Source organism: Streptomyces sp. 2-1 (genome assembly GCF_048564895.1).
Classification (GTDB): Bacteria; Actinomycetota; Actinomycetes; order Streptomycetales; family Streptomycetaceae; genus Streptomyces; species Streptomyces phaeochromogenes.
The window spans coordinates 1,083,252-1,105,918 of the sequence record NZ_CP183383.1; the positions used below are offsets into that span (position 1 = coordinate 1,083,252).

The following is a 22,667-nucleotide window of genomic DNA, read 5'->3' on the forward strand; positions in this document are numbered from 1 at the left end:
GAGTCGGTTGAGCGTCAGTTGTGGTTCTGGTTCAGGAAGCCGCTGACCACGCTGTGGTAGTCGTACGGCCGTTCCTCCTGCGGGTGGTGGGAGGCCTCGCTCATGATGTGCAGATTGCCCTTGGGGATCATGCGAGCCAGCATCAGCGGATAGTCCGGGGTCAGGAACGCGTCGTACATGCCCCACAGGAAGAGCGTCGGCGCGGCGATGAGGCCGAGTTCGGCGGTGAGGTCCTGCCAGTCGCCGCGCGGGTTGTCGGAGGCGCCGGCCAGCGCGGTCTCCTCGGGGTCCAGGCTCTGCTCGAAGCGGAGCGTCACCGTGCCGTCGGGGACGGCGTCGGCGTCGTACCACTCCAGGCGCGCGATCAGCTCGCGCATCTTCTCCCAGGTGGGGCCGGTGCCGCCGTAGTACACGTCGCGGGCGTTGCGTCCGCGTCGGCCGCCTTCCGGCAGGGGAGCGAGCGGGCCGTGGAACACGGGCATGCTGCCGGTGATCACCAACGACCGTACGCGCTCGGGGTACTTGGCAGCCAGGTTGAGCGCGATCGTGCCGCCCCACGAGTTGCACACGAAGTCGGCGCGCTCCACGCCTAGGGTGTCGAGAAGCGCCACGGTCTTGGCCGCGTGGTAGTCCCACATGGGGCCCTCGATGACGGGCTTCGCGGACTTCCCGTACTGCAGGATGTCGACCAGCAGGCACCGGCGGTCGGCGGCGAACAGGGGCGCCACCTGCCCGAAGTCGGACCAGCCGGTGCACCCGGGACCGCCGCCGTGCAGGAAGACGGTGGGGCTGCCGCCGCTCTCCCCCAGCTCGACGTAGTGGTACTTGACGCCGTCCGCTTCCGCGTAGCTGCCCTCCGGGGGCGCCTGGATGTCCATAAGATCCATGTGTTCCATGCTCCGATGGTGTGGTGAGGGCTGGTTGCGCCCAAGTGGATCGGTCTGCTGAGCGGGCCGGCGCTTCACCCGAGGTCGAGGACGACCTTGCCGACGGCCTCTCCCGTACGCAGCCGCTCGGCGGCCTCCGCCAGTTCGTCGAGGCCGTGGCGCTCGATCGCCAACGTCAGCGTTCCCGCCCGCAGTTCCTCCAGCAGCCGCTCGGCGTCCGCGGCGACCTCCTTGCCCCGCGTCATCAGGTTGACGGGCAGCAGCGAGACATCGGCCAGGAGGAAGTCCGCGAGGTCCACGCCGAATTCGCGGCCCGCGGTGTAGCCGACGAGCGCGGCTCGTCCGCGTGGCCGGATCAGCGGGAGGGCGTCCCGCAGGACCGGGCCGCCCACGGTGTCGACGAGCACGTCGACCGGACCGCCTATCGACTCCGCGGACAGGTCGGCCGCCAGGACCGCCTTGGCGGGGGCGGGAACGTGGTCGAGCTTGGCCGGTCGGCCGACCACTCCGACCACCTCGGCCCCGGCCCGTGCCGCGACCTGCACGGTCAGCGCGCCGACGGCACCCGCCGCGCCGGTGACCATGACCCGCTCCCCCGGCTGTACCGCCGCGACTGTGTGCACGGAAGCCCAGGCCGTGCCGGCCGGTGAGAAGTAACTGCACGCCAGGGCAGGGTCGATGTCCTGCGGGACCAGCTCCACGGCGGCGTCCGGTACAAGTGCGTGCTCCGCCCAGCAGCCGTCCCGCCGCATGCCGAGCCCCTTGCCACCGAGCCTGACCAGGCTGCCCTCGGGGTGCGTGTCCGAGGCGAGCACGACCCCGCATCCGGTGGTGCCGGGCACGGCCGGGAGTTCCGGCAGGACACCGAACCTGCCGTCGACGATGTTGAGGTCGAGGTGGCCGACCTGGGCCGCCCGCATCCGTACGAGGGTGTGGCCGGGCCGTGGCTCCGGCACCGGCCGTTCCAGCAGCCGCGGCAGCGAGCCGAACCGCTCCAGGACCAGGGCACGTGACGTCCGGTCGCCGACGACTTCGTTCACAGTTTCACTCCGTACCTGCGCAGGACCCGGGAGGCGACGATCCGCAGTACCCGGTCGAAGAGGAACCCGAGGATTCCCAGGGTGATGATTCCGACGAAGACCCAGTCGATCCGCCCGTAGTTGCGGGAGGTCCAGATCAGCGATCCGAGCCCGACCTGGGCGGCGACGATCTCGGCGGAGACGATGGTCAGGAAGCTGTTGCCCATCGCGAGCCGGGCCCCGGTGACGATGTGCGGCACGGTCGACGGCAGCACGATCCCCCGCAGGATCTGGCCACGGCCGGCGCCCAGGCTCGCCGCGGCGCGCAGCTTCGACTCGCTGACCGCCATCACACCGGCGCTCGTGTTCAGGGTGACGATGAAGACGGCCGTGTAGAAGATCAGGACGACCTTCGAGGACTCGCCGATGCCCAGCCACACCACGGCCAGGGTCACGAAGGCGACCGGCGGGATGAACCGGAAGAACTCGATGTACGGCTCCAGGAACTGCCGCACGATCTTGATCTGTCCGACGAGCAGGCCGACCGGTACGCCCACGAGTACGCCGAGTCCCCAGCCGATCAGGATCCGGCGGGCGGAAGCGATGACCGAGTTGGCGAGTGTGCCGTCGCGCGCCAGCTCCTCGGCGGCGGCAAGCGTCTCCCGGGGAGAGGCGACCAGGGTGGAGCCGTACGACATCGCCAGCAGTTGCCAGATGCCGATTCCGACGAGGACAGACAGCGTGTACACGCCGAGCGACCGCAGATTCCTCGCTGTCGTCCCGACCGGGCGTCGCCGGGTCTGCGGGGTGGCGGCGCCTGCCGCGGCGACGGTCATCGGACGTTCCCTTTCAGGTCGACGTCTTGGTCGGGGCCCTGGTCGAGGCCCTGGTCGCGGAGGGCCTTGCGGACCTCCTCGCCGATGTCCGCCCGCAGTGCGCGGCGCAGTTCGGCGGCGGCCGGGTCGGCCTCGTCCCGGGGCCGGGCCAGGTCCACCGGGTACACGGACTTGACCGAGGCCGCCGGGCCCGCTGTCATGACGGCGATCCGGTCGGCCAGCAGGATCGCCTCGTCGATGTCGTGGGTGACGAAGACGACGGTGCAGCCAGAGGCGCGCCAGATGCGGTCCGTCTCCTCCTGCATCACCTGCCGGGTCTGCGCGTCGAGCGCCCCGAACGGCTCGTCCATCAGTACGACGCCGGGTTCGTTGGCCAGTACCCGGGCGATCTGCACGCGCTGGCGCATGCCGCCGCTCAGCTGATCGGGAAACCGGTCCGCGCAGTGGCGCAGCCCCACCAGGCCGAGGTACTCGTCGGCCAGCTTCGTCTGGGCCGCGCGTGTCGCACCGCGCATCCGCGGGCCGAACGCCACGTTCTGCCGCACCGTCATCCAGTCGAACAGCGCCTCGCTGCTCTGGAACACCATGCCAAGGCCGGGTTCGGGCCCGGTGACCGGGGCGCCGCCCACCTCGAGGTCTCCCTCGTCCACGGTCACGAAGCCTGCCATCGCGGACAGCAGGGTCGACTTGCCGCAGCCGCTCGGACCGAGCAGACAGAGGAACTCCCCGGCGGCGATGTCCAGGGAGATGTCCCGTACGGCCTGGAAGGAGCCGAAGCGGATGCCCACTCCGTCGACGGACACCGCCGACCCGCGCCCCGGCGCGGAGCCGGTCTCCGGGCGATCGGTCTCCAGACGATCGGTCTCTGCACGGTCGGCCTTCCGAAGGCCGGTCTCGGTGGCCTTGGTCATCACGACCCCTTCGTGTGCTGGGTGGACCACCCGCGCCGAACGGTCTCGGCGGTGGTGAGTGCGGCGGAGCCGGCGAAGGGGTGGCCCGCGTCGGAGCGTTTCTCCATGAGCACCTCGGTGATTGGCTCGGTGGTGGGGAGAGACCGCCGGTTCCGGCAGCTCGTCGGGTGCGGCCCGTCGGGGTGCGGCCCGGGACTGCCGCACCGTAGAACGCGCCGCACCGCACACGCATCGACAGGGGTCCGCTGAGCGGGACACACAAGGCAAAACGTCTGGACGGCCGGCTCCTCCACGTCCGCCACCTGGTGTTTTCCCGGCATCCACACCGCGCGGTCTGCTCAGCGGGACAGGTCCCTTGGGCGGATCGGCCGGTCCGCGCATGCTCGCAATCACCGTTCACCCGGCAGCAGGAGGACACGCACGATGACGGTCGAGGACTCGCCCGACGCACCACCCCCTGTCCGGAGCCGCCGCAGACCGGCTGAGCCCGGCCGGCAGGACTGGAAGTCGTGGCCCCACTACGACGCGGCCGGAGCGGGTTTCCGCGGCTACTGGTATCCGGTCACCTGGTCCAGCCAGATCACGGACAAACCGCTCCCGTTCACCATCTGCGGCGAGAAGATCACCCTGATCCGGGACGGCGGCACGGCGTACGCGCTGCACAACCGCTGCCCGCACCGCGGGGTTCCGCTCTCCGAGGGCGACCAGCAGTTCCCCGGCACGGTGAGCTGCCCGTACCACGGCTGGACCTTCGACCTGCCGACCGGGAAGCTGGCCGCGGTCATCACCGACGGGCCCGGCTGCCGGCTGACCGGCAAGGTCTCGGTGCGCACGTACGCGGTCGAGGAGCGCCTCGGCATGGTGTGGGTCTACATCCCCCTCGCCGACGAGGAGCCGCACCCGATCGACTCGCAGCTGCCGGAGGAGCTCGTCTCCAACGCCTTCGTGATGGGGGGCCGGATCGACCCGCGCGGCGGCAACTGGCGCTTCGCCTGCGAGAACGGCTTCGACGAGGGTCACGCCAAGTACCTGCACCGCACGGCTCTTTGGCGCCTGTTCAAGCCCATGCCGACCTGGAACATCACCCGGATCGTGCCGAAGGGCCGCTGGATCTTCCGGGTGCAGGACGAGGTCTACTGGGAGGCGGAGTTCCCGGGAGTCGGCCGCTGGACCAACAAACGCTGGTGGAAGTTCCAGCCGCCGAAGGAAACCTTCAACATCGGCAACACCGGTAAGGCCGACAAGATCAACCCGACGATCGAGGCCCAGGAGTTCCCCGGCTTCGCGTCCCTGTCGATGCCGGGCGTGCTGCGCATCGCCTACCCGAACTTCATCCACTACGAGTTCTACGTCCCGGTCGACGAGGACAACCACCGCTACGTCGGCGTGATGGTCAACTTCACCGAGGGCTGGGACACCCTGCGCTTCTACGGCAAGTACCTGGGCGCGATCCGCTGGCTGTTCCACGGCCAGTTCTCCGGCCAGGACGCCTGGATGGTCGACATCACCGACGCGCCCCCGGAGAAGCTCTACCGGCCCGACATCTCGCTGACCGCCTGGCGGAACCTCAGCGAGGAGGAATACGGCAAGAAGCTGGCCGGCGCCGGAACCCACGAGAAGGAGGCCTGACCATGGGCCGCACGCTGCTGACGCTGCTGATCGGGGCCGGGATCGCGATCGGGCTTCCGCTCGCGAAGAAACGCTTCGAGCGCACCACCATGACCCAGGTCCACAGGATCAACCAGTGAGCCCCGCCGAACTCGCGGGTGCGGAGCGGCCGTTGACCGCCGACGGGCTGGCAGGCCTGGACGACCGGCGGCGCGGCTGGGTCGAGGACGCCTGGCGGCACGTCACCGCCGACCGGCTGCGCGACCTCATCATCGGACTCGTCGACATCCCCAGCCCCACGGGGGACGAGGCCCCGCTCGCCGAACACATCGCCGCCACCCTCACGGCCGCCGGCTGCCGGGCCTCGGTCCAGCCCCTCGACGACCGGCAGGCCAACGCCTGGGCCCGGCTCGAAGGCGACGGCACCGGCCCCGATCTCATGCTGTACGCGCCGGTCGACACCCTGACCGTGGGCGAGGAGAGCGAGGACCTGCCCTGGATCGGTCCGGAGCTGCGGGACGACATGCGTCCGCGGGCCACCGTGTACGACGACCTGGTCGTCGGCCTGGGAGCCTCCAACCCGAAGGGGCACGCCGCCTGCGTGATGATGGCCGCCGAGGCGATCACCCTGGCCGGCATCCCGCTGACCGGCGACCTGGTGGCGGCGTTCGGCGCGGGCGGCATGCCCACCAACTCCCGGCCGGGCACGCCGAGGCTCAACACCGGTCAGGGCGTGGGCTGTTCGTTCCTCCTGGAGCAGGGCGTGTGGACCGACTACGCGGTCATCGCCAAGCCGGGCTGGACGGTCTCCTGGGAGGAGGTCGGCCTCGTGTGGTTCGAGGTCACCGTCCGCGGCACGCACACCTATGTCGGCTCGCGCCACCGGCTCCCGTACGACAACGCGATCACCCGCGCCGGTGAGGTCACCCGGCAACTGGAGGAGTGGTTCGTCGAGTACGCCGGGCGCCACACCGGTGGAACGGTCGCGCCGCAGGGCATCGTCGCTTCCGTGCAAGGCGGCTGGCCGCGCATGGCGGCGGTGACCCCCGCCTCCTGCACGCTCATGGTGGACCTGCGCATCGGCCCCGACACCACGCCCATGCAGGCCAAGCGGGAGTTCACCGCCGCCCTGGACGCCATCCGCGCCAGGACGCCCGGGCTCGACGTCACCGCGGAGATGGTCGTGGCCATCCCGGGCACACGAACGGATCCGGACAGCTGGATCCGCCGCAGCGCGACGGCCGCGTGGGAGGCGTTCGAAGGGCGCCAGCACGAGGTCGTACGGGGCAACAGCGGCGCCACGGACGCCAACATCCTGCGCGGACGCGGCATCCCCACCGTGCGGGTCGGCATGCCGAAGGTCACGGACGCCCCGTTCGACATCGACTTCGCACGCGGCATGAACTCCGTCTCCGTACGGGCCATGGAGCGGCTGACACGCCATCTGATCCGTACGGCCGTCGACACCGTCACCCGCTCCCGCGCCGAACTGGACCTGGAGCCGGAGTTGGAAGGAGAACCGGCATGAGCGAGATCGTCCTGGGTGTGGGCGCGTCGCACAGCACGCTGATGAACACCCACTGGGAGGAGACCTTCCTCAAGGACCGTGCCGAGCGGTTCCGGGACGCGCTCGCCGAGGCGCGCGAGGCGCTCGTCGCGGCCCGCCCCGACACAGTAATCCTCGTCGGCTCCAACCACTTCCGGGGCTTCTGGCTCGACCTGATCCCCAGCTTCACCATCGGTGTCGGCGAGTGCGTCGCCAGCGGCGAGTCCGGCACCCCCAAGGGTCCGCAGCCGGTCGACATCCCCCTGGCCCGCCACATCGCCAACTCCCTTGTGGAGGACGGCGGTTTCGATCCCGCCTTCTCGGCACGGCTGCAGATCGACCACGGCCAGTCGCACGCCATCCAGTACCTCCTGGAGGGCCTGGACGTGGAACTCGTACCGATCGTCGTGAACGTCTTCGCCCCTCCGCTGCCCACGCTCTCGCGCTGCGAGGAACTGGGCCGCGCGATCCGGGACGCCGTACTGGCCTTCCCCGGCGACCGGCGCGTCGCCGTGGTCGGCTCGGGCGGGCTCTCGCACCGGCTGCCCTGGCCCGACTGGCGTGAACCGCAGGGCGACGACGAGGAGTTCATGGTCGGCGCCTGGCTGAACGGCCGGGAGAACTGGCAGGACTACGACGTCAGGCGCCGCGAGATCATCCGGGCCGCCGAGGCCTCGCTCAACCCCGAGTTCGACGAGGAGTTCCTGTCCCTCGTCTCGCGCGGCGAGATACGGAACATCACCGCGTACTCCACCGAGGAGCTGGAAAAGGTCGCGGGCAACGGGGCGCAGGAGCTGCGTACTTGGCTGCTGATGTCGGCCGTTCTCGACCACGTCCCCGGCCGTCGGCTGGCGTACGAGCCGATGCCCGAGTGGCTCACCGGGATGGCCGTCGCCGTCCTCGACCCCGCACATCCCCAGGAAGGGCAGTCATGAGTATCTGGACCGAACTGTCGGGCATCGACTACCGCCACGCGTACGTCGAGACCGGCGATGTCACCACGCGCGCCCTGCAGGCCGGCCCCGAGGACGGCGAGCACGTGGTCTTCCTGCACGGCACGACCGGCCATCTGGAGGCGTTCGTCCGCAACATCCCGGCGCACGCCTCGGCCGGCTACCGCTGCCACGCCATCGACATGCTCGGCCACGGCTACACCGGCAAGCCGGACCGACCGGGTGCGATCCCTGCGTACGTCGACCACTTGATGGCCTATCTGGACGCGGTGGGCGCCGAACGGGCGCACCTGGTCGGCGAGTCGCTGGGCGGCTGGGTCGGGTCCTGGGCGGCGAGCGAGTACCCGGAGCGGGTCGCCTCCCTCCAACTGCTGTGCATGGGCGGTACGAAGGTCAACCCGGCGGTGATGGAACGGCTGAAGACCTCCACCCGGGCCGCCGCCCTCAACGAGGAGATCTCCTACACACGGGACCGGCTGCGGCTGCTGTGGGCCGAGTGGGACGAGGAGCTGGGCGAGGAACTGACCCAGGTGCGCTACGAGATCTACCACCACCCCGACTTCCAGAAGAACCTGCACAACCTGCTGGCGTTGCAGGAGCTGGAGGCCCGCGAGCGCAATCTGCTGCGCCCCGACCGTATGGCGCGGATCAAGGCCCCGACGCTGGTGGTCTGGGGCAACAAGAACCCGCTCGGCGACGTCCCGGAGGCCGAGGCGATCGCCGCCGCGATTCCAGGGTCACGCCTTGAGGTCTTCAACGAGTGCGGGCACTGGCCGCAGCACGAGAAGGCCGATCTCTACAACCCGCTCAGCCTGGCGTTTCTCTCCAAATCGTCGTGAGGTGCCTGCCATGACCGTCATCCCGATCGATCACGCCGTATCGCCCCCCGCGTCCACGGATGCGCCTGCCTCTCCCTTTCCCGACCCGATGAACTCCGTCCTCGGCAAGGTCCGGCCGATCCTCGAGGCGTTCACCGTCGACGACAGTTCCCTCTCCCTCGCCGACCTGGTGCGGCGTACGGGCGTGGCGAAGGCAACCGTGCACCGGCTCTGCCAGGAACTGGTCGTCTGGGGGCTGTTGGAGAGAGCGGGCTGCAACTACCGGCTCGGGCTGCGGCTGTTCGAGATCGGTCAGCGGGTGCACCGGCAGCGGATCCTGCGCGAGGTGGCCCAGCCGTACATGGAGGACCTTCTGCTGGCCACGCAGGAGACCATCCACTTCGCGATCCACGACGGGCTCGACGTCGTCTATCTGGAGAAGATCCTGCCCCACCGGGGGCTGAGCGAGGAGTCCCGGGTGGCGGGCCGGCTCCCGCTGTACTGCACCGCCACCGGCAAGGCGATCCTCGCCTTCTCCCGCGCCTCCCTGTTCGGCGAGGTGGTCAGGAACGGGCTGAAACCGTTCACGCGCCGCACGATCACCTCACCCGGCCTGCTGCGAGGGCAGCTGGAGCGGATCAGGGAGCAGGGCATCGCCACCGAGGCGGAGGAGATCCGGCTCGGCTACATGAGCATGGCCGTGCCGGTCTTCGGTCTGCAGGAGACGCCGGCAGGCGCACTGTCCATCACGGCTCCCACCTACCGGGTGGACGCCGCCGCACACGCGAGCGCGCTGCGCGCCGCGGGCCTGGGCATCGGCCGGTCGCTGCGGGCCGCCCTGTGAGCGCGCTGGACGAGGTGCTGTCCCGGGCCCGAGGCCTCATCGGCCGCTGGGAGGACGAGGACTGCGGCACGATGGCCGTCAAGGAGTTCTGCCGGTACGCGGCGGCCGTCGACGACGTCGACTATCTGCGGCGGGCGCGGGCCCGGGAGGCGGCCGGGGAACCGGTCGAGGCTCCGCCGCTGTTCCTCGCCGCGACGATGAGCTGGGAGGACGGGCCCGCCGAGGAGGAACTGCAGCCGGACGGCCTGGCCTTCAGGGAAGCACCCTGCACTCAGGGCCTCCCGGTCCGGCAGGTGCACGGCGGACAGGCGGTGCGCCTGAGCCGGGCCCCGATCGCGGGCACCCGGGTCACCGCGTCACGTGCGGTCACCTCGGCCGAGCGGAAGCACGGCCGGTCGGGCGACTTCGTGCTCCTGGGCTTCTCCACCCGCTTCACCTCGCCGGACGGGACCGAACTGACCGCCGTGGACGAGACGATCGTCGTCCTGGACGCCCTGACGAAGGGAACCTCCGCGTGAACACCCCTGCCGTCGTCGGAGATGTCTGCCCACCGCGCCGGTACACGCACAGCAGGGTGCAGCTGTTCCGGTTCAGTGCCGTGTCGTGGAACTCCCATCGCATCCACTACGACGCCGAGTTCGCCGCGTCGGAGGGCTTCTCCGACGTGGTCGTGCAGTCGACGCTGCACGGTCAGACGCTCACCCGGTACGCGCTGGAGTGGGCCGGATCCGACGCCTGCCTGGAGTCGGTGAGCTGGCGCAACGTCGCGACCGCCGTGGCCGGCGAACCGCTCACCTGGAACGCCACCGTGCGTGCGGTCGCGCCCTGCGACTCAGGGGTGCGGGTGACGCTCGACGTCTCCGTGGTCCGGGACGACGGCGCTCCCTGCGTCACAGGGCACGTCGACCTCACTTGCCGTGCTGCTCGTACCAGCCCTTGAGCAGAGCCGTGTCGAGGTCCGGCGACTTCTTGATCAGCTTCTGTGCCAGCAGGAAGTCGACGATCTTGCGGGACTCGGTGACATCGGCGTCGTCGATGCCGCGAGCGGCGAAGGTGATCTCCGGCAGCACCTTCTTCGTGTCCGCCACGGGCAGTTTGACCTGCTGGTTGGATGCCTTGGCCGCGGCATCGGGGTCGTCGGTGACGAGCTTGTCCGCCTCGGCCACCACCTTGAAGATCTTGCCGGCGACCTCTTCGTTGCCCTTGAGCCACTTCTGGTCGGCGATCAGCCACTGCACGTACTTCACCCCGAAGTCGCCGATGCGCCCCGCGATGTGTCCGCCCGCCGCATCGCCGCGCGCCGCCCACGGCTCGAACAGGACGTACGCGTCGATCGAGCCCTGTTCCAGCAGTCCGGGGATCTCCGGCGGTGAGCTCTGCAGGATCTTCACGGACTTGGGGTCGATGCCGTTGTGGCGCAGGTACGAGTGAGTCGCGTAGAGGCCGAGCCCCGCGATCGACGCCATGGTCTTTATCTGTTTCGGCGATGTGATGCCGTCCCGCAGGACGACTTTGAGGTAGCGGTCGGAGGACTGGAAGACGCCCAGCGCCCGCAGGCCGGGGCTGCCGACCATGAGCGAGAGGGCGGTGGAGTCGGCGTTGGCCGCTATCTGGGCGGTGCCGGCCGTCACGGCCTCGGTCGCCGCCGGGCCGCCTTCGGTCTTCACGAGCTCGACGTTCACGCCCGCCTTCTCGAACAGGCCTTGCTCCTCGGCCAGATAGAACGGGGCGTACGAGGCGTCGACTCCCAGGGCGACACGTACCGTGGGCTTGCCCGCCGCCGCCCCGCCCGCCGAGTCCACCGCGCCCGCCGTGCACGCGGAGGACAGGACAAGGGTCATGAGGACGGCCGGCAGGCGCCCCCTTCTGACGTTGAGTGCATCCATGAGATTCGTCCTCCCGGAACGGTGGAAGCGTCGTGTTCGCGCCACGCTCCCATCACCGGGCCGCTCCCCTTAAGCGGTGCGTCCCGTCAGGCGGACCGGTTCCATTGGGCGGTGGTCGGCCCGTCCATACGCTCCTGGACCATGAGCGTTCCTACTGATGAGCCGGTCGCCCCGGACGAGTCGTCGGTGATCGAGACCGACATCCTGATCATCGGCGCCGGCCCGTCGGGCCTGTACGGCGCCTACTGCGCGGGCTTCCGCGGCCTGAGTGTCGCGGTCATGGACGTCCTGCCCCAGCGCGGCGGCCAGATCAGCGCGATGTACCCCGAGAAACCCATCTTCGACATCGCCGGCTTCCCGGCGGTGCGCGGTCGCGACCTGGTCGAGAGCCTGGTCGCCCAGGCAGAGCCGTACGGTCCCCGCTACCTCCTGGGACACCGGGCACTCCACATCACCCACGCGGCCGACGGCCGGCCGGTGGTGCACAGCGACAAGGGAACTGCCGTGCGCGCCGGGGCAGTTGTGATCACCGGCGGAGTCGGGACCTTCACCCCCAGGCAGCTCCCCGCCGGCGAGGGCTATCTCGGGCGCGGCCAGGTCTACTTCGTGCCGGACCCGGTCGAGCACACCGACCAGGACGTCGTGGTCGTCGGCGGCGGCGACAGCGCCTTCGACTGGGCGGCGACACTGGCCCCGATCGCCCGCTCGGTCCGGCTCGTCCACCGCACGGAGCGCTTCCGGGCCCATCGGGCGACGGTGGACAAGGTACGGGCCCTGGGCATCGAGATCATCACCGACTCCGAGGTGAGCGCCCTGCACGGGGCGTCCCGGGTCGAGCGGATCGAGGTCCGCCACCGCACCACGAAGGCCACCCGGCTCCTGCCGGCGCACACCGTCGTCGCCGCTCTCGGCTTCATCGCCGACCTCGGCCCGCTCAAGGACTGGGGGCTGGAGCTCCGGGCGCGGCGGATCGCCGTGGACACCCGGATGGCCACCAATCTGCCCCGCGTGTTCGCCGCGGGCGACATCACCGACTACCCGGGCAAGGTCCGCCTGATCGCCGTGGGCTTCGGCGAGGTCGCCACCGCGGTCAACAACGCGGCCACCGTCATCGATCCGGAGGCGGCCCTGTTCCCCGGGCACTCCACGGACAAGGAGAACTGACATGGCGTACGTCATCGGGTCGGCCTGTGTCGACATCATGGACCGGTCCTGCATGGAGGAGTGCCCCGTCGACTGCATCTACGAGGGCGAGCGCAAGCTCTACATCAACCCGGTGGAGTGCATCGACTGCGGCGCCTGCGAGACGGCCTGCCCGGAGCAGGCCATCGCCGTCGACCGCCTCGCCGACCCCGAGTCCCGCGCGGACAACCGCCGCTTCTTCGAGGAGCCGCTGCCGGGGCGTGCGGCTCCGCTGGGTACGCCCGGTGGGGCGACCGGCCTCGGTCCCGTGGGCGTCGACACCCTGCTCGTCACCTCCACTACGGGCGGGGCACGATGACCGCCGCGGAGGTGGCCAAGGCGGCCGACGAGCTGCGGGAGGCCGCGTACACGAACACGGCCTGCTCTCCGATACGCACGTACGTCACCGGCGTGGAGTCCGCCTATGCCGTGCAGCGCGTGAACGTCGAGCGCGGTGTGGCGGCCGGACGACGGATCGTCGGCCGCAAGATCGGTCTGACCTCGCCCGCCGTACAGGCCCAACTCGGCGTGGATCAGCCGGACTTCGGGACGCTGTTCGCCGACATGGCCGTGGCGGAGCATGGCTCGGTCCCGGCCGGGCGGCTGATCCAGCCGAAGGTCGAGGCGGAGGTGGCCCTCGTCCTCAAGGCCGATCTCCCGCACCGGGACTGCACGGTGGTCGACGTGCTGCGGGCGACGGACTTCGCGCTGCCCGCGCTGGAGATCGTGGACAGCCGGATCGCCGGCTGGGACATCAGCCTCGTGGACACGGTCGCGGACAACGCCTCCAGCGGACTGTTCGTCCTCGGGGGAACTCCCGTACCGCTCACGGGACTTGATCTGCGGGGCGTGCGGATGACGATGACCCGGGGCGGCGAGGTGGTCTCCGAAGGCACCGGCGCCGACTGTCTGGGCAGCCCGCTCAACGCGGCGGCCTGGCTCGCCTCCACCCTGGCCGCCATGGGCGATCCGCTGCGGGCCGGGGACGTCGTGCTGACCGGAGCCCTGGGCCCGATGGCGGTCGCCGCCCCGGGAGACCGCTTCGAGGCACGCATCAGCCAACTCGGCCGGGTGGCAGTGGAGTTCGCGACGGAGGGAGACAGGTCATGAGCACCCGTACGAAGGTGGCCGTCATCGGCTCCGGGAACATCGGCACCGATCTCATGATCAAGGTGCTGCGGTTGTCCGAGGAGCTGGAGATCGTCGCGATGGCGGGCATCGACCCGGAGTCGGACGGCCTGGCCCGCGCCCGCCGGCTGAAGGTCGCCACCACGCACGAGGGCGTCGACGGCCTGATCGCCCTCGACGAGTTCGCCGACGTCCGGATCGTCTTCGACGCCACCTCGGCCGGCGCCCACCGCCGCCACGACCAGGTGCTGCGGGGTCTCGGCCGCACGGTCGTCGACCTCACGCCGGCCGCGCTCGGCCCGTACGTGGTGCCGCCGGTCAACGCCGACGCCCATCTCGACAGCACGAACGTCAACATGGTCACCTGCGGCGGACAGGCCACGATCCCGATCGTCGCCGCCGTCTCGGCCGTGACCCCCGTCCACTACGGGGAGATCGTCGCCTCCATCGCCTCCCGTTCCGCGGGTCCCGGCACCCGGGCCAACATCGACGAGTTCACCGAGACCACCGCCTCCGCGATCGAGAAGGTCGGCGGCGCGGCGCGCGGCAAGGCGATCATCGTGCTCAACCCGGCCGAACCGCCCCTGATCATGCGCGACACCGTGCACTGCCTGGTCTCCGCATGCGACGAGCAGGCGGTGACCGCGTCGGTCGAGGAGATGGTCGGCCGCGTACAGGCATACGTGCCGGGCTACCGCCTCAAGCAGAAGGTGCAGTTCGAGCAGGTCGGCACCGACGACCCGCTGCGCACGCTCGTGCCCGTCGGCGCCACACCGCTCAAGGTGTCGGTGTTCCTGGAGGTCGAGGGCGCCGCCCACTACCTGCCCGCCTACGCCGGCAACCTCGACATCATGACCTCGGCCGCGCTGCGCACCGCGGAACGCCTGGCCGCCCACCAGAGTGCGGAGGCAACCAAGTGACCGCCCTGTACGTGCAGGACGTGACCCTGCGGGACGGCATGCACGCCATCCGCCACCGCTACACCGTCGACCAGGCCCGCACCATCGCCGCCGCCCTCGACACGGCCGGAGTCACGGCGATCGAGGTCTCCCACGGCGACGGACTCGCGGGCTCCAGCATCACCTACGGAGTGGGCGCGCACACCGACTGGGAGTGGATCGAGGCGGTCGTCGGCGCCGTGCACCGGGCAACCCCGACCACCCTCCTGCTGCCCGGCATCGGAACCGTCCACGACCTCAAACAGGCCCACTCCCTGGGCATCCGCTCGGTACGGGTCGCCACCCACTGCACCGAGGCCGACATCTCCGCCCAGCACATCGCCGCCGCGCGTGAACTGGGCATGGACGTCGCCGGGTTCCTGATGATGTCCCACATGGCCGAACCGGCCGAACTGGCCCGCCAGGCCAAGCTGATGGAGTCGTACGGCGCGCACTGCGTGTACGTCACCGACTCCGGCGGCCGTCTCACCATGGACGGCGTCCGCGACCGCTTCCGCGCCTACCGCGACGTCCTCTCGCCCGACACCGAGCTGGGCATCCACGCCCATCACAACCTCGGCCTCGGCGTCGCCAACAGCGTGGTGGCCGTGGAGAACGGCGTCACCCGCGTCGACGCCTCGCTCGCCGGCCAGGGCGCCGGAGCCGGCAACTGCCCCCTCGAAGCGTTCGTCGCGGTGGCCGACCTCATGGGCTGGGAGCACGGCTGCGACCTCTTCCCGCTCATGGACGCGGCCGACGATCTCGTCCGCCCGCTCCAGGACAGGCCGGTACGCGTCGACCGCGAGACCCTCAGCCTCGGCTACGCGGGCGTCTACTCCAGCTTCCTGCGCCACGCCGAGACCGCGGCCACCCGCCACGGCCTGGACACCCGGGCCATCCTCGTGGAGGTCGGCCGCCGCCGGATGGTGGGCGGCCAGGAGGACATGATCACGGACGTGGCCCTGGACCTGGCGGCAAGGAGCCAGAAATGACAGCGGCCTACAAGGGGCGCGGGGAACCGCGCACCCAGCCTCCTCCGACCCGCAGCCATGAAACAGCCCTCGCAGCGGAGCCCTCGGCGCAGCCGCAGAACGCAGCGAACGCCAACCGGCCCCCGCTGCGCATAGGCATCCGCATCCCCCCGTGCGACCGCGCCGACCGCGTCGTCGAAACAGTCCGCCACGCGGAATCCCTCGGCTTCGACGACGCCTGGTTCCCCGACTCCCAACTGCTGTGGCGCGACGTGTTCACCACACTGACCGCCGCAGCCCTGGGCACCGAGCGCATCGGCCTCGGCACCGCGGTCACCAATCTCGCGACGAGGCACCCGGCCGTCGTCGCGTCGGCCGCCCGCAGCGTGGCCGAACTCGCGCCCAGCAGGTTCAAGCTCGGCCTCGGCGTCGGCAACAGCTCGGTCGGTCCCGTCGGTCTTCGGCAGACGACCTCGGCGGAGATGCGTGAAGGCCTCGGCCTGCTGCGCGCCCTGCTGAACGGCGAGGAGTGGGAGTTCGAGGGCAAGGTCCGCTCGCGGCTGCGCGACCCCGGGGCAGGTGTACCGCTCCACCTCGCCGCGAGCGGGCCCAGGAACCTGCGGCTCGCCGGTGAGATCGCCGACGGTGTCATCCTCCTCAGCGGCATCTCGCCGGCCACGCTCGCGACTGCCACCGCCCGGGTCCGGGAAGGCGCCGAGACGGCAGGCCGCGCGGCCGACGCGATACCACTGACCGTGTCCGCGTTCTGCGCGGTGACCGACGACGTGGCGGCCGAGGCACGGCTGCTGAAGCCGATCTGCGCGTCGATCGCCCAGAACGGCGGCGCGTCCTTCCTCGCCCTGGCGGGGATCGACGTCGACGTACCGGCACACGTCGAGGGGATCTACCCGGACCTGGTGCACGCCGAGGACTGGCCCAAGGCAGTCGAGATCTGCTCGGCCTGGATCAGCGACGAGAACGCGCTCCGCTTCGCCGAGGAGTTCTGCCTCTTCGGCACCCCGGCCCGGATCGCGGAACGCCTCCAGGCCCTGCACACCGAAGGGGTCACCGGCGTCCTGCTCCAGCACGTCGGCTCGTACGACCCGCCCACCCAGCTCATCGAGGCCATCGGCGAGGCTGTACTGCCGGCCCTCTCCCCCTCCAGTCACGGAAAGGCGGACCCCAGATGACGGACAACTCCCTGCGACGAGGCTATGTGCCCAGTCCCTTCGGGCAGTTGCACTATGTGGAGTGCGGTACCGGCGAGCCCGTCCTGCTGCTCCACCAGACCCCGCGCTCCTGGACCGAGTACCTCGACGTGCTGCCCCTGGTCGGCACGGCGCACCGGGCCATCGCCATGGACACCCTGGGCTTCGGTGCCTCCGCGAAGCCCGCGGGGCCGCACTCCATCGAGCTCTTCGCCGACGCCGCCGGTGCGCTCGTCGAAGCGCTGGGACTGGAGCGCTTCCATCTGGTCGGGCACCACACGGGCGGAGTCGTCGCGGTGGAGCTCGCCGCCCGCTACCAGGACCGTGTCGCCAGTGTGCTGCTCTCGGCCACGCCCTTCATCGACGACGAGAAGCGTCGTACGGCCGCCGAGCGCAAGCCCGTCGACCACGTCGTCCCCAAGCCGGACGGCTCACACCTGCTGGAACTGTGGAACCGGCGCCGCGGCTTCTACGAGGAAGGCCAGGAGGCCGCCCTCAACCGGTTCATGGTCGACGCGCTGACCGTGCTCGACCGGGTGGAGGAGGGTCACGAGGCGGTCCGGCGGTACGGCATGGACCAGCGGCTGCCGGACATCACGGCCCGCACGCTCGCCGTCTGCGCCCCGGGGGACCACTACTCCCTGCCCGGTCTTGAGAAGTTCGCCGCTGCCCTCGGATGCGAGACCCGGGTCCTCTCCGGAGGCCATGTCCCCGTACCCGAGCAGTTGCCCGAGGAGTTCGCGAAGGTCGTGCTGGACTGGACGGCTCGCACCTGAGGCGAGGCGGCGCGGCCGGCGTACGGGAAACCTCTGCGCCGCCGCGCGGGCCGACCGCACATGGCCGACTCCACCGGATCTCACCGGTGGAGTCGGCCTGTTGTGTGCGGGGGTCACTTCAGACCGATGTCGGCACCGGGTCCGAGCGGCAGGTCGAAGCCGTAGAAGACACCCAGGATCGCCAGCCACACCAGCATGAACGGCACCACGAAGATGGCGAGCCGCGAGATGAGCGTGCCGAGCTTGGCGTCGGGCTCGTACTGGCGGAGCATCGCCAGGATCAGGAACACATAGGGGTTCATCGGGGTGATCACGCCGGTCGCCGAGTCACCGATCCGGAAGGCGGCCTGGGTGAGCGCCGGGCTCATCCCCATCAGCATGAACGCGGGGACGAAGACCGGGCCGACCAGCGACCACAGGGCCGAGCCGGAGAGGATGAACAGGTTGAGGCAGGAGACCAGCAGAACGAACACCAGGATCGCCCAGAAGCCGGTCACGCCCATCGAGTCGAAGAGCGCGGCGCCCTTCACCGCCAGCAGCACACCGACGTTCGACCAGGTGAACAGGGCGATGACCTGAGCGGCGACGAACATCATCACGAGGTAGCCGGACATGGTCTTCACCGACTCGGTGACGGCGGTGGTCACGTCCTCGGCCTTGGTCAGCTGCTTCACGCTGAAGCCGTACGTCAGTCCGGCCAGCAGGAAGGCGCCGAACAGGACGGGGACGATGCCGGAGAGCAGCGGCGAGGGCACGAAGGCCCCGCCCTCGCCGCGCAGCGGCGCGCCTTCCGGCAGCCACAGGGCGAGCACGCCGGCCAGGTAGACGAGGACGACCAGCGCGGTGCGCAGCAGCGCCCGCCGCTGGACCGGTGTGAGGGCGAGGTCGCGGTCCTCGGACTCCTCGCCTGCGGGCTCGTAGGCGCCGAGCCGGGGTTCCAGGACGCGGCTGATGAGGAATCCGCCCACCGCGGCCAGTACGAGGCTGCTCGCGGCCGTGAAGAAGTAGTTGATGAGCAGATGGATGTCGAGGCCGTCGCCGGCCGGGAGCACCGCGGCGGCCTGCTGGGTGATGCCGACGTACAGGGCGTCGAGGGAGCCGACGGTGAACCCGGCCGCGTAGCCGGCGGTCACACAGGCGAAGCCGCCGATGAGGCCCGCGACGGGGTGACGTCCGGCGCTCTTGAAGACCAGGGCGGCCAGCGGGGGCAGCACGATGCAGGCGACGTCGCTCATCATGTGCGCCTGGCTCGCGATGAGCGCCACCGCGTACGGCAGCACCGCGCGGGGCACCCTGGCCAGGGTCGCCCGCATCAGCGTTTCCAGCAGGCCGGTCTTCTCGCAGAGCCCCACCACCATGATCAGCACCAGTACGGCGCCGATCGGCGGGAAGGTGGCGAAGTTGACGACGAGGTTCTCGACCAGCCATTTCACGCCGTCGCCGGTGAGGAGGCCGGTGATGTGCTTGGTCTCGTCGCTGCCGGGGACCTTGACGGACACGCCGCCCAGGTCGAGCGCGGTGGAGGCGCCGGCGAGGAGCAGGAACAGCACGGAGAACAGCACGACCGGGTTGGGCAGGGCGTTGCCGGCCCGCTCGATGAGCGAGAGCACCCGGTCGAGAGGGGTGGCTCTCCCGGTCTCAGGGGATTTGGTGGGTGGCGCGGGGAGGTCGGTCTGTGAGGACATCAGGGCCGCCTTCCGGTGGGGTGGGTGTCGGTGGCCGGGGCCGCGGCCGGGAGGTTCAGGAGGTCCTTGCGGACGATGCCGTCCTGGACGACGCACACGATGTTGGCCGGGTCGCCGAGGACGCCGATGTCCTGGAGCGGATCGCCGTCACAGAGGACCAGGTCCGCGGTGTGGCCGGCGGTGAGGGTGCCGAGCCGGTCGGCGATGCCGAGGAGCTCGGCGGAGGTGCGGGTGCCGGCGACGATGGCGGCCATGGGGTCCATGCCGAGGTCCACCAGATAGCTGAGTTCCATCAGGTTCACGCCGTGCGGGCCGACCGCCGCGTCGGTGCCCAGCGCGATGCGGGCACCGTACTCGATGGCCCGTGCGATGTTCTCCTTCGTGGTGCCGGACCAGCGGACCTTCTTCTGGTAGTGGTAGTCCGGCATCGTCTCCTTGTTGATGCCGGCGTACACGGTGGACAGCGTCGGTACGACGAAGACGCCGCGTTCGCCGGCCATGTCCAGCGCCCGGTCGTCCAAGCCGTAGCCGTGCTCGATGCTGGTGACTCCGCCGCGGATCGCGGTGAGGATGCCCGCGTTGCCCTGGGCGTGGGCCGCGACCGGCTTGCCGCCGTGCCGCCCGGCCTCGTCCACGACCGCCCGGATCTCCTCCTCGAGCAGGCCTTCGTCGTCGGGGTCGTCGTAGGGGCTGCCCATGCCGCCCGTGGCGCAGACCTTCACCAGGTCGGCGCCGTCGCGCAGGACCCGGCGCACCGCGAGCCTGGCCGCGTCGGTGCTGTCGGCGATCTCGGACATCCCGGCGCTCAGATCGGTGCCGTCGGGCATGCGCACGTCGGCGTGGCCGCCGGTGTGACTGATGATGCGGACGGCCGTGTGCAGGCGCGGGCCCACCGTCCGTCCGGTCTCGACGGCCGTGCGGTAACCCGCCGACAGACCGCCCAGATCGCGGGCGGTGGTGATTCCGGCGTCGAGGGTCTGACGCAGCCGCGCGGCCGTGTCCAGGGTGACCAGGACCGGGTCGAGTTCCGCGCGGCGGCTGGGCGGCGAGCCCTGCGCGTAGGCGAGGTGGACGTGGCAGTCGAAGAAGCCGGGCAGTACGGTGCGTCCACCGGCGTCGACGACACGGACCGAGGAGTCGGTGACGGCCGGGGGCTCGGTCGCGGCCGCTCCGGCGTAGGTGATCGTGCCCTGGGCATCGATGGTGACGACGGCGTCGTCCACGGGGGCCGAGCCGGTTCCGTCGATGAGCCGGACGTTGTGGATCCGCAGGGCGGTCCGCGTGGTCTCCGGGGGCGTGGCGGGGGTCATAGAGCGGGGTCACTCCTCCGTAGTGGATGCAGGCGAAGGGAGTGTGGAATGCAAAGAAAAACCTGGTGTGACGATGCAGATTTCTCGCCGGATTCCGTCGGCGTGCGCAGAGAAGCGCCGCCCAAGGGCGTGCAGGATTCTGCCGCGCCGGATGCCTCGGCCGGGGGCGCGGCGGGGACGGCGGCAGGGGCCACCATGGAGCTCGACGAACTCGACCGGGGCGTCGTGCACGTCCTGCAGATCCACCCGCGGGCCCCGTGGACGCTCGTCGGCGAGGTGCTGGGGGTCAACCCGGTCACGGCCGCGCGGCGCTGGCACCGGCTGGAGGAGGCGGGCCTGGCCTGGGTGACCGCCTATCCCCGGCTGTCCAACTCGCGGATCGTGGTGACCGGCGTGGTGGAGATCGACACCGAGCCGGGCGTCGCCGAGGACGTGGCGATGGCCTTCGCCCAGGACCCGTCGGTGGCGAACATCAAGCTCACGGCGGGCGGCCGGGATCTGGTGACCGCCGTGCAGGCCCGCAGTCTGGACGAGCTGGGGCGCCTGTCCACGCAGCTGTTCCAGCGGACACCGGGGGTACGGGCGACGCGTACGCATGTGTCGACGGGGGTCCCCACCGAGGGGAGCCGCTGGCGGCTGCGCAGCCTGGACGAGGCGCAGAGCGCGCGGGTCGAGGCTGCGGCCCCGCCGGCCGTTCTGCCCGCCAACGCGGCCGAGAGCCGGTGGGACGACCTGGACACACGTCTGCTGGAGCTGCTGGGCACGGACGGGCGGATGTCGCTGCGCGACCTGTCGACGGCGACGGACACGAGCCTGACCACCGTGCGCCGCAGGCTGCAGTCGCTGCTCGCCGCCCGGCTGAGCCTGCGCTGCGATCTGGCCCGGCCCCTGTCGGGATGGCCGCTGTCCGCCGTGTACTTCGCCTCGGTCCCCGGCCAGTACGTGGAGGAGACCAGCCAGGTGCTGTCCGGGGTGCGCGAGGTCCGCTCGTGCGCCATCACGACCGGCCCGCACAACCTGGTGATCGACGTCTGGCTGCGCGATCTCCACGACGTGCACGCATTCGAGGCGCACCTCTCGCGGCGGCTGCCCCGCCTCACCATCAGCGACCGCTCGGTGGTGCTGCGCACGGTCAAGCACATGGGGCGGCTCCTGGACCGGGACGGCCGCTGCGTGGGCGTCGTCCCGCTCCGCCACCCCCAGGCACCTCACCCCGCCGTCGAGAACGTCACAGCGAGTACATCGCCACGAAATTGAGAAGCGCCTATATTTCATTTCCTCGTTCTGGTGGACACCCCCTCCGGGGAACGCGCCACCGAGGTGAGGAGGAAAAATCGTGACAACCGCAAGCTCCCACCGTGAACGCGAGGATGTGGCCGGAGGGGACGGAGAGCCTCCCAAAACGGTCCTCGGCAAGGTCGGGCTCATCCTGGGTGCCTTCCGTGAGGACGACTTCTCGCTCAGCCTCACCGAGCTCACCGCCCGCACCGGGGTCGCGAAGGCCACCGTCCACCGCCTCTGCCAGGAACTGGTCGCCGGCGAACTCCTGGAACGCGAGGGCTCCCACTACCGGCTCGGGCTGCAGCTGTACGAGATCGGCCTGCGCGCACCCCGTCAGCGCACCCTGCGCGAGGCGGCACGGCCCGTCGTCGAGAACCTCGCGCAGAGCCTCGACAACGCCATCACGCTGTCCGTGCCGAACGCGTCGGAACTGCTGTGCATCGAGAACGTCGGCGGGCACCGCAACCGGGCCAGGTCCAGCCTGACCGGGCGGCACATGCACCTGCACAGCACCGCCGCCGGAAAGCTGACCCTCGCCATGCTCCCGGACCAGTACCCGCTGCCCGCGCTCGTGCCGCTGATGCTCCGCCGCACACCCCGTACCCTCACCGCCGCCCAACTCCCCGACGAGCTGGCCCGCATCAGGGAGCAGGGCTACGCGACGGAGATCGAGGAACACCGCCAGGGCTATCTCGCCGTCGCGGTACCCGTGCGGGGCACCGACCATCCGTTCGTGGGTGCCCTGTCGGTGATCGCTCCGACCGCGGGAAGCAACATCGCCCGGATGCTGGTGGCCCTGACCACGGCATCACACACGATCACATCCCGACTGACTGTCTTCGAGGCGTACCGCGCCCCGCTCTGACGACGTAGGTAACGC

The 22,667-nt window shown here is 70.5% G+C and carries 23 protein-coding genes; 16 read left to right on the plus strand and 7 right to left on the minus strand.

The features are described from left to right. Positions 1-14 precede the first annotated feature (14 nt). The 4 genes from ACN20J_RS04915 to ACN20J_RS04930 form a co-directional block, all read right to left on the minus strand. A complete protein-coding gene (locus ACN20J_RS04915) occupies positions 15-887 on the minus strand; it encodes an alpha/beta fold hydrolase (RefSeq protein WP_190228783.1) in 873 nt (290 codons plus the stop codon). A gap of 74 nt (positions 888-961) precedes the next feature. Then, positions 962-1,927, minus strand: a complete 966-nt coding sequence (locus ACN20J_RS04920) for a quinone oxidoreductase family protein (RefSeq protein WP_419665326.1) — start codon at positions 1,925-1,927, stop codon at positions 962-964. Further along, entirely contained in the window at positions 1,924-2,742 is an 819-nt protein-coding gene (locus ACN20J_RS04925) for an ABC transporter permease (RefSeq protein WP_361891885.1), read from the minus strand. The genes ACN20J_RS04920 and ACN20J_RS04925 overlap by 4 nt, the downstream gene beginning before the upstream one ends. Next, complete coding sequence (locus ACN20J_RS04930; protein ID WP_419665327.1) at positions 2,739-3,653, minus strand: ABC transporter ATP-binding protein; 915 nt, start codon at positions 3,651-3,653, stop codon at positions 2,739-2,741. The genes ACN20J_RS04925 and ACN20J_RS04930 overlap by 4 nt, the downstream gene beginning before the upstream one ends. 423 nt (positions 3,654-4,076) lie before the next feature. Here ACN20J_RS04930 and ACN20J_RS04935 point away from each other — a divergent pair, with 423 nt between their 5' ends. The 7 genes from ACN20J_RS04935 to ACN20J_RS04965 all read left to right on the plus strand — a co-directional run bounded on the left by ACN20J_RS04935 (position 4,077) and on the right by ACN20J_RS04965 (position 10,362). Next, a complete protein-coding gene (locus tag ACN20J_RS04935) occupies positions 4,077-5,282 on the plus strand; it encodes a Rieske 2Fe-2S domain-containing protein (protein WP_189839099.1) in 1,206 nt (401 codons plus the stop codon). Between the two features lie 151 nt (positions 5,283-5,433). Continuing rightward, entirely contained in the window at positions 5,434-6,789 is a 1,356-nt protein-coding gene (locus tag ACN20J_RS04940) for a M20 family metallopeptidase (protein ID WP_189839238.1), read from the plus strand. Beyond that, positions 6,786-7,742, plus strand: a complete 957-nt coding sequence (locus ACN20J_RS04945) for a catechol 1,2-dioxygenase (protein ID WP_362304191.1) — start codon at positions 6,786-6,788, stop codon at positions 7,740-7,742. Before ACN20J_RS04940 ends, ACN20J_RS04945 begins: the two co-directional genes overlap by 4 nt. Further along, entirely contained in the window at positions 7,739-8,599 is an 861-nt protein-coding gene (locus ACN20J_RS04950) for an alpha/beta fold hydrolase (protein ID WP_189839097.1), read from the plus strand. Before ACN20J_RS04945 ends, ACN20J_RS04950 begins: the two co-directional genes overlap by 4 nt. A 10-nt stretch (positions 8,600-8,609) precedes the next feature. Continuing rightward, on the plus strand, positions 8,610-9,422 hold the full coding sequence (locus ACN20J_RS04955) for an IclR family transcriptional regulator (RefSeq protein ID WP_361997152.1): 813 nt from the start codon (positions 8,610-8,612) through the stop codon (positions 9,420-9,422). Then, positions 9,419-9,940, plus strand: coding sequence for an FAS1-like dehydratase domain-containing protein (locus ACN20J_RS04960; protein WP_189839095.1), 522 nt, complete (start codon positions 9,419-9,421; stop codon positions 9,938-9,940). The genes ACN20J_RS04955 and ACN20J_RS04960 overlap by 4 nt, the downstream gene beginning before the upstream one ends. Continuing rightward, positions 9,937-10,362: a MaoC/PaaZ C-terminal domain-containing protein gene (locus ACN20J_RS04965; protein ID WP_190228367.1), complete on the plus strand. Its 426-nt coding sequence runs from the start codon at positions 9,937-9,939 to the stop codon at positions 10,360-10,362. The genes ACN20J_RS04960 and ACN20J_RS04965 overlap by 4 nt, the downstream gene beginning before the upstream one ends. On the opposite strand, the gene ACN20J_RS04970 is transcribed toward ACN20J_RS04965, so the two are convergent. Beyond that, a complete protein-coding gene (locus tag ACN20J_RS04970; RefSeq protein WP_419665328.1) occupies positions 10,331-11,308 on the minus strand; it encodes an ABC transporter substrate-binding protein in 978 nt (325 codons plus the stop codon). The two genes, ACN20J_RS04965 and ACN20J_RS04970, sit on opposite strands and share 32 nt — an antisense overlap. 141 nt (positions 11,309-11,449) lie before the next feature. On the opposite strand from ACN20J_RS04970, the gene ACN20J_RS04975 reads away from it, so the two are divergent. From ACN20J_RS04975 to ACN20J_RS05005, 7 genes are read left to right on the plus strand one after another with little or no spacing between them, the layout of a single operon-like run. After that, a complete protein-coding gene (locus ACN20J_RS04975; protein ID WP_214665950.1) occupies positions 11,450-12,472 on the plus strand; it encodes an NAD(P)/FAD-dependent oxidoreductase in 1,023 nt (340 codons plus the stop codon). Between the two features lies 1 nt (position 12,473). Further along, a complete protein-coding gene (locus ACN20J_RS04980; RefSeq protein ID WP_189839092.1) occupies positions 12,474-12,809 on the plus strand; it encodes an indolepyruvate ferredoxin oxidoreductase subunit alpha in 336 nt (111 codons plus the stop codon). Further along, positions 12,806-13,600, plus strand: a complete 795-nt coding sequence (mhpD, locus tag ACN20J_RS04985) for a 2-keto-4-pentenoate hydratase (protein WP_419665329.1) — start codon at positions 12,806-12,808, stop codon at positions 13,598-13,600. Before ACN20J_RS04980 ends, mhpD begins: the two co-directional genes overlap by 4 nt. After that, positions 13,597-14,538, plus strand: coding sequence for an acetaldehyde dehydrogenase (acetylating) (locus ACN20J_RS04990; RefSeq protein ID WP_419665330.1), 942 nt, complete (start codon positions 13,597-13,599; stop codon positions 14,536-14,538). The genes mhpD and ACN20J_RS04990 overlap by 4 nt, the downstream gene beginning before the upstream one ends. Further along, a complete protein-coding gene (gene dmpG, locus ACN20J_RS04995; protein WP_189839089.1) occupies positions 14,535-15,548 on the plus strand; it encodes a 4-hydroxy-2-oxovalerate aldolase in 1,014 nt (337 codons plus the stop codon). Before ACN20J_RS04990 ends, dmpG begins: the two co-directional genes overlap by 4 nt. Further along, entirely contained in the window at positions 15,545-16,717 is a 1,173-nt protein-coding gene (locus ACN20J_RS05000; RefSeq protein WP_419665331.1) for an LLM class flavin-dependent oxidoreductase, read from the plus strand. Before dmpG ends, ACN20J_RS05000 begins: the two co-directional genes overlap by 4 nt. Beyond that, on the plus strand, positions 16,714-17,511 hold the full coding sequence (locus ACN20J_RS05005) for an alpha/beta fold hydrolase (protein WP_419665332.1): 798 nt from the start codon (positions 16,714-16,716) through the stop codon (positions 17,509-17,511). Before ACN20J_RS05000 ends, ACN20J_RS05005 begins: the two co-directional genes overlap by 4 nt. Positions 17,512-17,624: 113 nt before the next feature. On the opposite strand, the gene ACN20J_RS05010 is transcribed toward ACN20J_RS05005, so the two are convergent. Both ACN20J_RS05010 and ACN20J_RS05015 read right to left on the minus strand, forming a co-directional pair. Continuing rightward, positions 17,625-19,196, minus strand: a complete 1,572-nt coding sequence (locus ACN20J_RS05010) for an AbgT family transporter (RefSeq protein ID WP_189839086.1) — start codon at positions 19,194-19,196, stop codon at positions 17,625-17,627. After that, positions 19,196-20,506 carry a metal-dependent hydrolase family protein gene (locus tag ACN20J_RS05015; protein WP_361913575.1) on the minus strand — a complete coding sequence of 437 codons (1,311 nt, stop codon included), beginning with the start codon at positions 20,504-20,506 and terminating at the stop codon, positions 19,196-19,198. The genes ACN20J_RS05010 and ACN20J_RS05015 overlap by 1 nt, the downstream gene beginning before the upstream one ends. A gap of 195 nt (positions 20,507-20,701) precedes the next feature. Here ACN20J_RS05015 and ACN20J_RS05020 point away from each other — a divergent pair, with 195 nt between their 5' ends. Next, a complete protein-coding gene (locus tag ACN20J_RS05020) occupies positions 20,702-21,763 on the plus strand; it encodes an Lrp/AsnC family transcriptional regulator (RefSeq protein ID WP_364183113.1) in 1,062 nt (353 codons plus the stop codon). A gap of 79 nt (positions 21,764-21,842) precedes the next feature. Next, on the plus strand, positions 21,843-22,652 hold the full coding sequence (locus ACN20J_RS05025; protein WP_190228369.1) for an IclR family transcriptional regulator: 810 nt from the start codon (positions 21,843-21,845) through the stop codon (positions 22,650-22,652). Positions 22,653-22,667: the final 15 nt, after the last annotated feature.